At 72.0% G+C, this 14,648-nt stretch carries 12 protein-coding genes; 7 read left to right on the top strand and 5 right to left on the bottom strand.

The genetic code is table 11. The features are described from left to right. Positions 1–17 precede the first annotated feature (17 nt). Positions 18–2,507, bottom strand: a complete 2,490-nt coding sequence (locus FHX71_RS27455; RefSeq protein ID WP_182620626.1) for a phosphoketolase family protein — start codon at positions 2,505–2,507, stop codon at positions 18–20. A 179-nt stretch (positions 2,508–2,686) separates the two neighbouring features. Here FHX71_RS27455 and FHX71_RS27460 point away from each other — a divergent pair, with 179 nt between their 5' ends. Continuing rightward, entirely contained in the window at positions 2,687–3,589 is a 903-nt protein-coding gene (locus FHX71_RS27460; RefSeq protein WP_220490495.1) for an SURF1 family protein, read from the top strand. Positions 3,590–3,592: 3 nt separating this feature from the next. Here the strand turns inward: FHX71_RS27460 and FHX71_RS27465 are convergent, their stop codons facing one another. Then, positions 3,593–4,273, bottom strand: coding sequence for a YceI family protein (locus FHX71_RS27465; protein WP_182620627.1), 681 nt, complete (start codon positions 4,271–4,273; stop codon positions 3,593–3,595). Positions 4,274–4,304: 31 nt separating this feature from the next. Continuing rightward, positions 4,305–4,718 carry a DUF3817 domain-containing protein gene (locus FHX71_RS27470; RefSeq protein ID WP_182620628.1) on the bottom strand — a complete coding sequence of 138 codons (414 nt, stop codon included), beginning with the start codon at positions 4,716–4,718 and terminating at the stop codon, positions 4,305–4,307. A 55-nt stretch (positions 4,719–4,773) separates the two neighbouring features. Between FHX71_RS27470 and FHX71_RS27475 the strand changes: the two genes are divergently transcribed. Then, complete coding sequence (locus FHX71_RS27475) at positions 4,774–6,660, top strand: ABC transporter ATP-binding protein (protein ID WP_220490496.1); 1,887 nt, start codon at positions 4,774–4,776, stop codon at positions 6,658–6,660. Continuing rightward, positions 6,657–8,402 carry an ABC transporter ATP-binding protein gene (locus FHX71_RS27480; protein WP_182620629.1) on the top strand — a complete coding sequence of 582 codons (1,746 nt, stop codon included), beginning with the start codon at positions 6,657–6,659 and terminating at the stop codon, positions 8,400–8,402. The genes FHX71_RS27475 and FHX71_RS27480 overlap by 4 nt, the downstream gene beginning before the upstream one ends. Before the next feature lie 64 nt (positions 8,403–8,466). Here the strand turns inward: FHX71_RS27480 and FHX71_RS27485 are convergent, their stop codons facing one another. Then, positions 8,467–9,264: an IclR family transcriptional regulator gene (locus FHX71_RS27485; protein ID WP_182620630.1), complete on the bottom strand. Its 798-nt coding sequence runs from the start codon at positions 9,262–9,264 to the stop codon at positions 8,467–8,469. Between the two features lie 69 nt (positions 9,265–9,333). On the opposite strand from FHX71_RS27485, the gene FHX71_RS27490 reads away from it, so the two are divergent. The 4 genes from FHX71_RS27490 to guaA all read left to right on the top strand — a co-directional run bounded on the left by FHX71_RS27490 (position 9,334) and on the right by guaA (position 13,853). Continuing rightward, positions 9,334–10,398: a 2-dehydro-3-deoxygalactonokinase gene (locus FHX71_RS27490; RefSeq protein WP_182620631.1), complete on the top strand. Its 1,065-nt coding sequence runs from the start codon at positions 9,334–9,336 to the stop codon at positions 10,396–10,398. After that, positions 10,395–11,018 carry a 2-dehydro-3-deoxy-6-phosphogalactonate aldolase gene (locus FHX71_RS27495; protein WP_182620632.1) on the top strand — a complete coding sequence of 208 codons (624 nt, stop codon included), beginning with the start codon at positions 10,395–10,397 and terminating at the stop codon, positions 11,016–11,018. Before FHX71_RS27490 ends, FHX71_RS27495 begins: the two co-directional genes overlap by 4 nt. Positions 11,019–11,043: 25 nt before the next feature. Further along, on the top strand, positions 11,044–12,177 hold the full coding sequence (dgoD, locus tag FHX71_RS27500; RefSeq protein WP_220490497.1) for a galactonate dehydratase: 1,134 nt from the start codon (positions 11,044–11,046) through the stop codon (positions 12,175–12,177). Positions 12,178–12,260: 83 nt separating this feature from the next. Beyond that, complete coding sequence (gene guaA, locus FHX71_RS27505; RefSeq protein ID WP_182620634.1) at positions 12,261–13,853, top strand: glutamine-hydrolyzing GMP synthase; 1,593 nt, start codon at positions 12,261–12,263, stop codon at positions 13,851–13,853. Positions 13,854–13,920: 67 nt separating this feature from the next. Here guaA and FHX71_RS27510 read toward each other — a convergent pair whose 3' ends face one another. Then, on the bottom strand, positions 13,921–14,484 hold the full coding sequence (locus FHX71_RS27510; RefSeq protein WP_182620635.1) for a hypothetical protein: 564 nt from the start codon (positions 14,482–14,484) through the stop codon (positions 13,921–13,923). Between the last annotated feature and the right edge of the window lie 164 nt (positions 14,485–14,648).

Below are 14,648 nucleotides of genomic sequence, written 5' to 3' on the forward strand. Positions count from 1 at the left end.
CTTCGTGGGATTTGCTGCTACTCGTTGTCTCCACCGGTGTCGAGCGTAGCGGCAACCTGACCCTCGTCGGACTGGTCCTGGGCGTCCGGCCAGACCCAGTCGCGCACTTCGGGGATGTCGTCGCCGTGCTCACGGGTCCATGCACGCGCACGAAGTCGCGCGTCCTGCATGCGCTGGCGCAGCCCGGCCTGGGCCGTACCGAGCGACGGCACCCGGTCGATGACATCGATCACAAGGTGGTACCGGTCCAGGTCGTTGAGCATGACCATGTCGAACGGCGTCGTCGTCGTGCCCTCCTCCTTGTACCCGCGCACGTGCCAGTTGACGTGACCCGTGCGGCGGTAGGTGAGGCGGTGGATGAGCCACGGGTAGCCGTGGTACGCGAAGACGACGGGCCGGTCGGGCGTGAACAGGCCGTCGAACTCGGAGTCGGTCAGGCCGTGCGGGTGCTCCTTGGCGTCCTGCAGCCGCATGAGGTCCACGACGTTGACCACGCGCACCTTCAGGCCGGGCAGCTCCTGGCGCAGGATGTCGGCCGCGGCGAGCACCTCCAGGGTGGGCACGTCGCCCGCGCAGCCCAGGACGACGTCGGGCTTCTCGCCGGACACCTCCGTGCCCGCCCACTCCCAGATGCCCAGGCCACGCGTGCAGTGCTCGATCGCGGTGGGCATGTCCAGGAAGTTCGGCGCGGGTTGCTTGCCGGCAACCACCACGTTGACGTACTGCCGGCTGCGCAGGCAGTGGTCGTACGTGGAGAGCAGGGTGTTGGCGTCCGGCGGCAGGTAGACCCGCACGATCTCGGCCTTCTTGTTCACCACGTGGTCGACGAACCCCGGGTCCTGGTGGCTGAACCCGTTGTGGTCCTGGCGCCACACGTGGCTCGACAGCAGGTAGTTCAGGGAGGCGATGGGCCGCCGCCACGGGATGTGGTTGGTGACCTTGAGCCACTTGGCGTGCTGGTTGAACATCGAGTCGACGATGTGGATGAACGCCTCGTAGCTGGTCAGCAGCCCGTGCCGGCCGGTCAGGAGGTAGCCCTCCAGCCAGCCCTGCACCTGGTGCTCGCTCAGCATCTCCATGACGCGGCCCGCGCGGGCCATGTGCTCGTCCACTTCGGGGCCGATGTACTCGGCGTTCCACTGCTTGTCCGTCACCTCGTACACGGCCTGCAGGCGGTTCGACGCCGTCTCGTCCGGCCCGAAGATGCGGAAGTTGTCGGGGTTCAGCCGGATCACGTCGGTGAGCCACTGGCCCAGCACGCGCGGCGCCTCCGACGTCGAACCGCCGGGCACGGGCACGTCCACCGCGTAGTCGCGGAAGTCCGGCAGCCGCAGGTCCTTGAGCAGCAGGCCGCCGTTCGCGTGCGGGTTGGCGCTCATCCGCAGCGCGCCCTCCGGCGCCAGCGCGGCGACGTCGGCCAGCACGTGGCCCTCGTCGTCGAACAGCTCCTCCGGGCGGTACGACCGCAGCCAGGTCTCCAGGACCTTGAGGTGCTCGTCGGTGTCGCGGGCGTTCGCGAGCGGCACCTGGTGCGCGCGCCACGACCCCGTCGTCTTCTTGCCGTCGATCTCCGCCGGGCCGCTCCACCCCTTGGGGGTGCGGAAAACGATCATGGGCCACGCCGGGCGGGTGAGGTCGCCCTGCGCCGCCCGCGCCTTGATCGCGGCGATCTCGTCGAGCACCTCGTCCAGCAGCGTCGCGAACCGGCGGTGCGTGTCCAGCGGCGACTCGCTCTCGTCGTACCCGCCGTCGAAGAAGTACGGCTTGTGGCCGTAGCCGACCATGAGGTCGTTCAGCTCCTGCTGCGAGATGCGCGCCAGGACCGTCGGGTTGGCGATCTTGTAGCCGTTGAGGTGCAGGATCGGCAGCACGACGCCGTCCTGGGCCGGGTTGAGGAACTTGTTCGAGTGCCACGACGTGGCCAGCGGGCCGGTCTCGGCCTCGCCGTCGCCCACCACGGCCGCGACCAGCAGGTCCGGGTTGTCGAAGGCCGCGCCGTACGCGTGGCTCAGGGCGTAGCCGAGCTCACCGCCCTCGTGGATCGACCCCGGTGTCTCCGGCGCGACGTGGCTCGGGATGCCGCCCGGGAAGGAGAACTGCCGGAACAGGCGCTTGACGCCCTCCGTGTCCTGCGTGATGTCGCTGTAGACCTCGGAGTACGTGCCGTCCAGGTACGCGGAGGCGACCAGCCCGGGGCCGCCGTGACCGGGGCCCGTGACGTAGACGGTCTGCTGCTCGCGCTCCTTGATGGCGCGGTTCAGGTGCGCGTACAGGAAGTTCAGCCCCGGTGTGGTGCCCCAGTGGCCCAGCAGACGCGGCTTCACGTGGTCCGCGGTCAGGGGCTCGCGCAGGAGCGGGTTGTCCAGGAGGTAGATCTGGCCGACCGAGAGGTAGTTGGCGGCTCGCCACCACGCGTCGATCCGCTCCAGGTCGGCGGGGGCCGGGTCGGCGACACCTGTGGTGCGCCAGCCGGTGGTCGGGGAGTCGGGGACAGTTGTCGTCGTCATCGCTCACGCTCCTGCTGGGGATGCCTGTGGAACCGTGCCGGTGCTGCTGCCCGTTCATTCGAACGCACAACCGCTCTACCCGCGAGACGACCGCGCGGCCCCGTGATCTGTGACGCGTCCGACAGATCGTGCCGGTGACCTGTGCCGCTGACCCGCCGGCGGCGGTTACCGTTGAGGCTATGCCCGTCAGTGCCCCCAGCACATCCCCGTCGAAGGTGATCGACGTCGACACCGTCACCGAGCGCCGCAGCTTTCTCCAGGTGGCCAGGCAGCCCCGGATGATCGGACTGCTGCTCGTGTTCGTGCTGGCGGCGTTCGTGTGCGGGCGGCTGGGTGCCTGGCAGCTCGACCGCGCCTACGAGCGGGCCGCGCTGGCCGCGCAGCAGGAGGCGGCTGAGGCCGTCGCCGCCGGGCCGGCCTGGCTGGGCGACGTGCTCGTGCCGCAGGAGAGCTTCCCGGGCGAGCTCGTCGGCCGCGAGGTCCGGGTCACCGGGGCGTTCGAGCCGTCCGGCACGCTCCTGGTCCCCGGCCGCGCCCTGGAGGGGCGCGTCGGCTACCTCGTCCTGACCCCCTTCCGCGTGTCCGACGACGGGACCGGCGGCGCCTCCTGGGCCGACCTGTCCGGTCCGCCGGTGCTCGCGCTCGTCCAGGGCTGGGTGGCCGACCCCGCCGACGCCGACGCGCTGTCCCTGCCCGAGGGCGAGGTCACCGTGACGGGCTGGCTGCAGGCGGGGGAGTCGACGGTGGGCAGCGCCGCCGTGGTGGACGGGCAGACCGAGCAGATCGCCCTGAGCGCGCTGGTCAACGAGTGGGGCGGGCCCATCTACACGGGCTACCTCGTCGCGACGTCCGGTCCGGGATCGCCCGAGGAGGGCGGGGTCGCCGCCCTGCCGCGCCCCACGATCGACGGCGGCACGGGCGCCAACCTGCAGAACATCTTCTACGCGCTGCAGTGGTGGCTGTTCGGCGGCTTCGCCGTGCTGCTGTGGGTGCGCCTGGTGCGCGACGAGATGGCCGGCGGGCGTCGCGGCGGCGCCCCGACCGACGCCGACACAGGCATCGCGGGGCTCCCGGCGGCGTGACCGTCAGTGGGTCAGCGTGAGCTCGGCCTCGACGAAGCCCGTGTCCTCGACGGTGACGAAGCCCAGGTCCGGCGCCTCGACGCCGTAGTCGGCGAAGGTGACCGGCACGGTCGCGGCGAGCTCGGCGACGACGTCGCCGCCGTCGTCCGCCAGCCGGATCTCCAGGCCGGCCGTGACCTCCTGGGCCACGCCCTTGATGGTCATCGTGCCGGGGGCGTCCACGCTGACGGTCTCGCCGTCGGCCACGGCCGCGATGTCCACGGGACCGGTGAGCTCGAAGGTCGCCGTGGGGAAGGTGCGCGTGTCGAGGATGCCCTGGAACTGGCCGTCCCGTGCTGACTCGTCGGTGGTGATGCTGGCGAGGTCGACCTCGATGCCCGCGGCGGTGAGCTCGCCGTCGGCCACCGTGCCGGTGCCCGTCACCTGCGGGGTGCGGCCGACGACGGTGACGTCCTGCCCGGAGAGCACCTCGTCCACGCGGTAGCCGGCCTCGGAGCCGTCGGCCCCGGTCCACTCGCCGTCGAGGTCCGCGACGTCGGCGGTCGCGGCGGGCGCGGACGAGCCGACGGCGGGCGCGGGCACGTCGCCGCCCGTCTGCATCGACGCGTAGATCCGCGTGCTGAGGAAGCCGAGGCCCGCCAGGACGACGAGCACACCTACCACGACGACGATCTTGCGGCCCATGGGTGGTCGCCCTCTCAGGACAGGTAGCGCGTCAGGACAGGTAGCGCGCCTCGAGCGCGGCGAGCTTCGCCTCGGCCTCGCCGTGCACCTTCTTCTCCAGCACGAACGACATCACCGGGATGACGCCCGCGATCACCATGGTGACCAGGCGGCCGAAGCCCCAGCGCATCTTGGACCACAGGTCGGCGACCGTGACCAGGTACACCACGTAGATCCAGCCGTGGGCGAACGGCACCCACGCGATGAACGGCATGACGCCGTCGACGTCGGTCACCGCGCCGAGGCCGTACTTGATGCCCAGCTCGACGCAGAGGATCAGCAGCATGACGCCGGTGACCAGGGCCATGAAGCGGTAGCGGGCCATGGCGCCGCGCGCCTTGCGGATCGCGGTGGCCGCCGCCTCGGCGATGATCTCGGGGGTGGTCTGAGGGGTGCTCACAAGCATCGAGGATATGTCGTCCACGGGGCCTGCCGGGACCCTGTGGATAAAGCGTGGCTCGATGTCAGTGGTGCTCCGTACGGTGGTTGTCGTGCGCCCCCTCCCCTTCGCCGATCCCGGCACACCGCCGCTGCGCGGTCCGCTCACCCTGCTCCTGTGGCTCGCCCGGAAGCAGATCCGCGTGCTGCTCGTCGCGGTGTTCTTCGGCGTGGTCGGGTTCACCTGCAGCGCGTTCCAGCCGTTCCTGCTGGGAAAGATCATCGACAGCGCGACCGACTCCGGGCTGGACCGGGAGACGTGGACGTGGGCCGGGGTCATGGTCGCCGTCGGCCTCGTCTGGATCACCGCGAACGCCATCGGCCACCGGTGGGACATCACCGCCTGGATGCACGCGGCGTTCCGTACCTCACAGCTCGTGACCCGCACCGTGGCCCGGTCGGGGCACAACATCACCAAGGAGCTGCCCACCGGCGAGGTCGTCTCGTCGGTCGCGAACGACACCATGCGCATCGGCGAGGTCTTCGGCATCGCCGCGCAGACCATCGGCAGCGTCGCCACGTACGGCATCGTCGTGGTGCTGATGTTCGACCAGTCGCTCCGGCTCGGGCTCGTCATCGCGCTCGGCCTGCCGGTCGTCGCGGCGGTCCTCGCGCTGCTGGTCAAGCCGCTGCAGAGGCACCAGAAGAACCAGCGCGACGCGCAGGGGCGGCTCACCACCCTCGGCGCGGACACCGTCTCCGGCCTGCGCATCCTGCGCGGGATCGGCGGCGAGAAGGTCTTCACCGGCCGCTACCAGGTGCAGTCGCAGAAGGTCCGGGAGGCCGGGGTCGCGGTCGCCGGCACGCAGTCGGTGCTGGACGCCCTGCAGATCCTGCTGCCCGGGCTGTTCATCGCGCTCGTCGTGTACCTGGGCGCGGCCGAGGCCATCGCCGGGCGGATCACGACCGGCCAGCTCGTCGCGTTCTACGGGTACGCCTCGTTCCTGTCCTGGCCGGTGCACCTGCTGGTGCAGTCGGTCAACGTGGTCACCAAGGCGCACGTCGCCGCGGGCAAGGTCGTCAAGGTGCTGCAGGTCGTGCCCGCGACCGGCGCCGAGGGACCGACCGCCGAGATGCCGCCGGCCGGCGTGCCGCTGGTCGACGAGACCACGGGCGTCACGCTCCGCCCCGGCCGGGTCGTCGCGCTGGTCAGCGCGGACCCGGACGAGTCGGCACAGGTCGCGATCCGGATGGGCCGGTTCGACGACGAGGCGGAGACCGGCACCCCGGTTACGCTCGGCGGCGTCCGGCTGGCCGACCTCGACAAGCAGGAGCTGCGGGAACGGATCGTGGTCGCCGACGCGACCCCGGCCCTGTTCTCCGGGCGGCTCGCGGGCGAGCTCGACGTACGGGACTCCGCGAACGCCGAGGCGCTGCTGCGGGCCATGCACGTCGCCGACGCGCACGACGTGCTGGACTCGCTGCCCGACGGCATCGAGGGCGAGATCCCCGAGAAGGGGCGCTCGCTGTCCGGCGGTCAGCGGCAGCGGGTCGCGCTCGCGCGGGCGCTGCTCACCGACCCTGAGGTGCTGGTGCTCATCGAGCCGACCTCGGCGGTCGACGCCCACACCGAGGCGCGCATCGCGCAGCGGCTCACGGACTGGCGCCAGGGCCGGGCCACGCTGATCGTCACCGCCAGCCCGCTGGTGCTTGACCACGTGGACGACGTGATCTTCCTGGACGGCGGCAGCGTGGTCACCCACGGGACCCACCGCGAGCTGCTGGACCTGCCCACGAGCGCACCGGGCGGGCGCGAGGCCGCCCGCTACCGCAAGGTCGTGGGCCGCTCGATGGACGAGGACGACCTGGACGCCGAGCTCGACGAGCTGCTGGGCGCCACCAACGCAGGCAACACGAACGCAGGCACCAACGCAGGCACCACGAACGCAGGGGAAGGAGGCAAGGCATGAGCACGGGAAAGATCCTGCCGATCGCCGACGCCGCCGAGACCTGGCGGTACACGCGCACGCTGCTCGGACGGCACCGCAGGCCGCTGATCGTCATCACCGTGGCGAACACGGTGGCTGCCGTCGCGGGCCTGGTCGGCCCGTTCGTGCTGGGCAGGCTCGTCGACGCCGTGACCGACGGGACCACCCTGGAGGTGGCGCGGAACCTGGTGCTCGTTGCCGTCGCGGCAGTGCTGGTGCAGTCGCTGATCACCCGGTTCGCGCAGCGCCGCGCCATGGTGTTCGGCGAGACGGTGTTCGCCGACATGCGCGAGGAGTTCGTCGAGACGGTCACGGCGCTGCCGCTGTCCACGGTCGAGACCGCGGGCACCGGCGACCTCATCGCGCGGACCACGCGCGACGTCAGCCGCATCCAGAACGCCGTGCGCTTCGGTGTGCCGCGGCTGGTCATCGCGGTGGTCACGCTCGTGCTGACGTCCGTGGCCAGCATCGTGGTCTCGCCGCTGGTGGCGGTCGCGATGTTCGTGGGCGTGCCGGTGCTCGTGTGGGTCGCGCGCTGGTACCTGAAGCGCGCGACGCCCGCCTACCAGCGGGAGTCCGCGGCGTACGCCCTGCTCGACGGCACGGTCACCGAGTCCGTCGAGGGCGCGCGCACGATCGACGCGCTCAAGATCGGCCGCCGTCGTACCTCGCGCGGCGACGACGACCTGCGCGAGGCCTTCGAGGCCGAGCGCGGGACGCTCAACCTGCGGACCGTGCTGTTCCCGGGCGTGGACTTCGCGTTCATGATCGCGCCGATCTCGGTGCTCGTCTGGGGCGGGTTCCTGGCCTCCGAGGGCACCGTGACCATCGGCATGGTCGCCACGATCGTCATGTACACGTACCAGCTCCAGGGCCCGGTCTGGGAGCTCATCTTCTGGCTGGACGAGATCCAGGTGGCCGCGACGTCCCTGTCGCGCATCATCGGCGTCCGGCTGGTGCCGATGGACCGCACGGCGGGCGACGCCGAGCCCGACGACGAGGAGGTGCGCGGCACCGACGTCCGGTACGCGTACCGGGCGGGCACGGACGTGCTGCACGGCATCGACCTCGACCTCAAGGTGGGGGAGCGGCTCGCGATCGTGGGGCCGTCCGGGTCGGGCAAGTCGACGCTCGGCCGCATGCTCGCCGGCATCCACCCGCCCACGGGCGGCTCGGTGCAGGTCGGCGGCGTGCCGCTGGTCGACCTGCCGCTGGAGGACCTGCGCAAGCACGTGGCGCTCGTGACCCAGGAGCACCACGTGTTCGTGGGGTCGCTCGCGGACAACCTGCGGCTCGCCAAGGTCGAGGCCGACGACGCCGAGCTGATGGACGCGCTGCGCGCCGTCGACGCACACGGCTGGGTGGAGGCGCTGGAGGAGGGCCTCGCCACCGAGGTCGGCTCCGGCGGGTACAAGCTCACGCCGGCGCAGGCGCAGCAGATCGCGCTCGCGCGGCTCGTGCTGCTCGACCCGCACACGCTCGTGCTCGACGAGGCGACCTCGCTGCTGGACCCGCGCGCGGCCCGGCACCTGGAGCGCTCGCTCAACGCGGTGCTCGACGGGCGCACGGTCGTCGCGATCGCGCACCGGCTGCACACGGCGCACGACGCCGATCGCGTGGCCGTGCTCGACGGCGGCCGCATCACGGAGATCGGCCCGCACGACGAGCTGGTCGCGGCGAACGGTGAGTACGCCAGCCTCTGGCACAGCTGGCAACACGAGTAACCCCCCTCGTTGAGTGCTGGGTATTTGCGCCTTCCGGGCCGCGAAGAGCGCAAATAGCCAGCACTCAACGAGGGCGGTGGCCTAGGGCGGCCGAGATGCTCGAGGCCGCCTCGCGGACTACCGGGGTCAGGGTCTCCAGGCGTTCCGGGGGCATGTACGGGCGGGTCGCCGTGACGCTGATCGCGGCGACGATCGCGCCCGACGTGTCGCGCACCGGCGCCGCGACGCAGAGGATGCCCGGCTCGTTCTCCTCCAGGTCGAAGGCCACCCCGCGGTCCGCGGACGTCGTCATGACCCGCACGAACTCCTCGGCGGTGAGCACGTCCCGGTCCAGCCCGTGCCCCGCGCCGGCGGGCTGCTCGGCGAGGAACCGCTCGCCCCAGCGCCCCGGTTCGTCCAGGAGCAGCGCCTTGCCGATGCCCGTCCGGGTCAGCGGCATGCGGTGCCCGATCTGCGAGCGCATCACCGCCCCGCGCGTCCCCGGGATCTTGTCGAGGTAGAGCACCTGCCCGCGGTCCTCGATCGCGAGGTGCACGGTGTCGTGCACGCGGTCGGCCAGCGCGCGCAGCACGGGGCCGGCCACCCCGGTCACCGGGTTCTCCTGCAGGGCCTGGTAGCCGAGCTCGATCAGGGCGGGGCCCAGCGCGTAGGCGCCGTCGTCGAGCTGGCGCAGGTAGCCGGTGGACAGCAGGAGCTGGAGCAGGCGGTGCGTGGTGCTGCGCCCGACCCCGGTCTCCGCCGAGATCTCCCGCAGGCGCGTGTGGCCCCGGGCGACGGCGTTCACGACGGCGATGCCCCGCGCGAGGGTCTGCGTGCCCGGCGGCGCGGCGTGCGGCGCGGCGGATTCGGGTGCGGCGGTCATCGGCCCACGCTATCCCGATAATAGGGATGGGGTTCGGATTATCGGGACTCTCGATCTAGCGTCCAGGACATGGCAGACGACGCACCGCGGCGCGACGCAGCGCTGGTGGCCCTGGACTGGGGTACGACGACGTTCCGCGCCTGGCTCCTGGACGGCACCGGTGCGGTCCTGGACGAGGTCCGGTCGGCGGACGGCGCGCTCACGCTGTCGGCGCGGGCCGACTCCGCCCGCGCCCGGGCCGCCGCGTTCGAGGCGACGTTCGCCCGGCTGTGCCGGTCCTGGCTCGACGAGCACCCCGGCATCCCCGTGCTGTGCTCCGGGATGGCGGGGTCGAACCTCGGCTGGGCCGACGCCGGCTACCTGGACGTGCCGGCGGAGCTCGGCGGCCTCGCCTACCGGCTGACCGTGGTGCCCGCCGGCGACTCCGTGGTCCACCTCGTGCCCGGGCTGCGGGCCACCGGCGCCCACCCGGACGTCATACGGGGCGAGGAGGTCCAGCTCGTCGGGGCGCTGGCGGCGACGTCGACCGGCCGCGACGCGGCCGCGACGTCGGACGAGCGCGACGCGGCAGCGACGTCGGACGAGCGCGACGCGGGCACGGACCGCCGTCGGACCGTCGTTCTCCCAGGCACCCACTCGAAGTGGGTGCGCCTCGACGGCGGCTGCGTCGCGGGATTCAGCACCGCCATGACCGGCGAGCTCTACGGCCTCCTGCTGCGGGACAGCATCCTCGGACGGCTCGCGGAGGGCGAGGCCGGCCCGGCGGCGTCGGACACCTTTACCTGGGGGCTGGAGGCCGAGGCCGGGCAGGGCGACGAGCGCGGCCTGCCGGCGCTGCTGTTCACGGCCCGCACCCTCGTGCTGGCGGACCGCCTCGCGGGTACCCAGGTCGCCGACTACCTGTCCGGGCTGCTGATCGGCGCCGAGGTGCGGCACGCGCTGCGCGCCGAGCCGGCCGACGTCGTCACCCTGTGCGGCTCGCCGTCCACCACCGACCGCTACCGCGTCGCGCTGGAACGGTCCGGCGTCATGGTCCGCGCCGTCGGCGAGGACGCCGCGGCCCACGGCCTGTGGCGGGTCGCCCTCGACGCCGGACTCGCCTCGCTCGACACCCCTGAGGAGCAGCTCGCATGAACACCCGACCCACCGGCCCCGGCCTGATCGCCATCCTGCGGGGCGTCACGCCCGACGGCGCCGTCGCCGTCGCGGAGGCCGCCTTCCAGGCGGGGTTCGACGCCGTCGAGGTGCCGCTCAACTCCCCGGACCCGCTGGAGTCCGTGCGCCGCATCCGCGCGGCCGGGCCGACGGACCGCCGCGTCGGGGCCGGCACCGTGCTCAGCCCCGACGACGTGCGCCGGGCGGCCGACGCCGGGGCCTCGCTGATCGTCTCGCCGAACACCCGGCCCGACGTGATCGCCGAGACGGTGCGGCTCGGCCTGGAGAGCTACCCCGGGGCGGCGACGCCCACCGAGGCCTTCGCTGCGCTGGACGCGGGCGCGCAGGCGATCAAGATCTTCCCCGGCTCCGCCGTCGGCATCGGCGGCATGCGGGCCTGGGCGAGCGTGCTGCCGTCGGGCACCGCGCTGGTCCCGGTGGGCGGCGTCGACGCCGGGAACCTCGCCGACTGGGCGCGGGCCGGCGCGTCCGGCGCCGGCCTCGGTACCTCGCTGTACCGGCCGGGCGACTCCCCGGAGACGGTCGGGGCGCGGGCCGCCGACCTCGTCCGGATCTGGCACGAGAACAGCAACGACTGAGAGGCCTGCCGTGAAGATCACGTCGATGACGACATTCGTCCTGCCGCCCCGGTGGCTCTTCCTCAAGATCGAGACCGACGAGGGCATCGTCGGCTGGGGCGAGCCCGTCCTGGAGGGCCGCGCGGCGAGCGTTGCCGCCGCCGTCGAGGAGCTGTCCGACTACCTGATCGGCAAGGACCCCCGCCGGATCGAGGAGCACTGGACCGTGCTGTACCGCTCCGGGTTCTACCGCGGCGGCGGCATCCACATGAGCGCCCTGGCCGGCATCGACCAGGCGCTGTGGGACATCAAGGGCAAGGCGCTCGGCGTGCCGGTGCACGACCTGCTCGGCGGCCGGCTGCGCGACCGGATCAAGGTCTACTCGTGGATCGGTGGCGACCGGCCCGCCGAGACCGCGGCGCAGGCCAAGGACGCCGTCGAGCGCGGCTTCTCGGCCGTCAAGATGAACGGGCCGGAGGAGCTGCAGTACGTCGACTCGCGGGACAAGGTCGAGAAGGTCGTCGCGAACGTGGCGGCCGTGCGCGACGCCGTCGGGCCGAACATCGGCATCGGCGTCGACTTCCACGGGCGCGTGCACCGGCCGATGGCGCGCGTGCTGCTCGACGCGCTGGCGCCCTATCACCTGATGTTCGTCGAGGAGCCCGTGCTGTCCGAGCACGTGGACGGGATCGCCGACGTGCTGCGGAACTCGACCACGCCCATCGCGCTCGGGGAGCGGCTGTACTCCCGGTGGGACTTCAAGAACGTCATCACCACGGGCGTCGTCGACATCATCCAGCCCGACCTGTCCCACGCCGGCGGCATCACCGAGGTGCGCAAGATCGCCGCCATGGCCGAGGCGTACGACATCGCCGTCGCGCCGCACTGCCCGCTCGGCCCGATCGCGCTCGCCGCCTGCCTGCAGCTCGACGCCGTCGCGTACAACGCGGTGATCCAGGAGCAGAGCCTGGGCATCCACTACAACAAGGCGAACGACCTGCTGGACTACGTCGTCGACCCGGGCGTCTTCGCCTACGAGGACGGCTCCGTCGCCATCCCGCAAGGGCCCGGCCTGGGCATCGAGGTGAACGAGGACTACGTGCGGGAGCGCGCGGTCGAGGGGCACCGCTGGCGCAACCCGGTCTGGCGGCACGACGACGGGTCGTTCGCCGAGTGGTGAGCGCGGGGAGCCCGGCGCCCGACGTGCGGGACGTAACTCAACCGTGGGGCGCCGGGGCGCCGTCGGGCACTTAGACTTGCCGCGTGTCGTCCACTGCCCCTGAGAACCAGCCGCAGACCCCCCGCCCGGTCATCGTCGTCGACTTCGGCGCGCAGTACGCCCAGCTGATCGCGCGCCGCGTGCGCGAGGCCAAGGTGTACTCGGAGATCGTGCCGCACACGTTCACGGTCGAGCAGATGCTCGCCAAGGACCCCGCGGCCATCATCCTGTCCGGCGGGCCCTCCTCCGTGTACGCGGCCGGCGCCCCGTTCGTGGACCCCAAGCTGTTCGAGGCCGGCGTGCCGGTCATGGGCATCTGCTACGGCTTCCAGGCCATGGCGCAGGCCCTCGGTGGCGAGGTCGCGCAGACCGGGGTGAGCGAGTTCGGCGGCACCGAGGTCGAGGTCTGCTCCTCGGGCGTGCTGCTCGCCGACACCCCCGAGCACCAGACCGCCTGGATGAGCCACGGCGACGCCGTGCACCGCGCCCCGGTCGGCTTCGAGGTGCTCGCGACGTCGGACGGCTCGCCCGTCGCCGCCTTCGAGGACACCCGCCGCCGCCTCTTCGGCGTGCAGTGGCACCCCGAGGTGCGGCACTCGGCGCACGGCCAGACCGTGCTGGAGCACTTCCTGTACGAGGGCGCCGGGCTCAAGCCCGACTGGACCCCCGGCAACGTCATCGCCGACCAGGTCGCGGCCATCAAGGCCCAGATCGGCAGCGCCCGCGTGATCTGCGCGCTGTCCGGCGGCGTCGACTCCGCCGTCGCCGCCGCGCTCGTGCAGCAGGCCGTGGGCGACCAGCTCACCTGCGTGCACGTGGACCACGGCCTCATGCGGGCCGGCGAGGTCGAGCAGATCGAGACCGACTTCGTCGCCTCGACCGGCGTCAACCTCGTCATCCGCGACGAGAAGGAGCGCTTCCTGACGGCGCTCGCCGGCGTCAGCGACCCGGAGACCAAGCGCAAGATCATCGGCCGCGAGTTCATCCGCGTGTTCGAGGACGCGCAGCGGGACATCGTCGCCGAGGCGGGCGCGCACGGCGAAGAGGTCAAGTTCCTGGTGCAGGGCACGCTGTACCCCGACGTCGTCGAGTCCGGCGGCGGCGAGGGCGCGGCCAACATCAAGAGCCACCACAACGTGGGCGGCCTGCCCGACGACCTGGACTTCGAGCTCGTCGAGCCCCTGCGCACCCTGTTCAAGGACGAGGTCCGCGCGGTGGGCCGCGAGCTCGGCGTGCCCGAGGAGATCGTCTCGCGCCAGCCGTTCCCCGGGCCCGGCCTGGGCATCCGGATCGTCGGCGAGATCACGGCCGAGCGCCTGGAGATCCTGCGCCGCGCCGACGCGATCGCCCGCGAGGAGCTGACCAAGGCCGGCCTGGACAACGAGATCTGGCAGTGCCCCGTGGTGCTGCTCGCCGACGTCCGCTCGGTGGGCGTCCAGGGCGACGGCCGCACCTACGGCCACCCGATCGTGCTGCGCCCGGTCTCGTCCGAGGACGCCATGACGGCGGACTGGACGCGCCTGCCGTACGACGTGCTGTCGGTCATCTCGACGCGCATCACCAACGAGGTGCGTGAGGTCAACCGCGTGGTGCTCGACGTGACGAGCAAGCCGCCGGGCACCATCGAGTGGGAGTGACGTCCCGCGGCCCCGTCCCACTCGAGGGGCGGGGCCGCGGTTCTTTCTGATCGCCTCGCAGGGAAGATCAGGAGATGGCGAACGAGCTCGCCTTGTCGTTGAAGGTGCCGACGTTGTTGTCCCGGTCGATGAACCCGGTCGACGCCCCGGTCTTCCCGGTCCCGTCGAAGAGCTTCACGTCGCAGCTGTTGTACGTCTTCACGGAGCTGACCGCGTTCTGGTAGGCGCCGAGGTTGGCGCCACCCTCGTTGTCACCGGTGCCGCCGCTGCACCCGACGGAGTAGGACGGGTTGAAGACGACGACGCGCCACCCGCCGAAGTCGGCATGCTGGTAGAGCTCGGCGACCACGAGGCCGGTGCCCGGGGTGCCGGCCCGGCAGCCGAAGGTGCCGTCGGCGACGGCACAGTAGTACGTCGCCGTGACGGCGGCCGGGGCCGCTGCCAGGTCCTCGACCAGCACGGGCGCCGCGGACGCGACCTGCTGGGTCCGCACCCCCGCGTCGCCCGCGCCGTCGCCGGTCCCTGCCGCCGCGGGGCCGGCCGCCCCGAGCGCCACCAGCACGATCGCCCCCGAGACGACGGCGGTCAGCCGGGTCCGGAAGCTACGGGTCGCTGCGTCTGCGTACCTCATGAGTGCTCCTCATGTCTGCCGGCGACGCTGTTGTCGCCGGTCATACATAGGCGAGGATTTCACCCGGTCGCTGATACCTGAAAACTAGTTTTCATCGCGTGATCGACCGGTTATGGGGTCTTATTCGTGGAAACGGCTTTTGGGGTCGCTTAATGGCATGAAGG

Origin of the sequence: Promicromonospora sukumoe, from assembly GCF_014137995.1 — a bacterium.
Lineage (GTDB): Bacteria > Actinomycetota > Actinomycetes > Actinomycetales > Cellulomonadaceae > Promicromonospora > Promicromonospora sukumoe.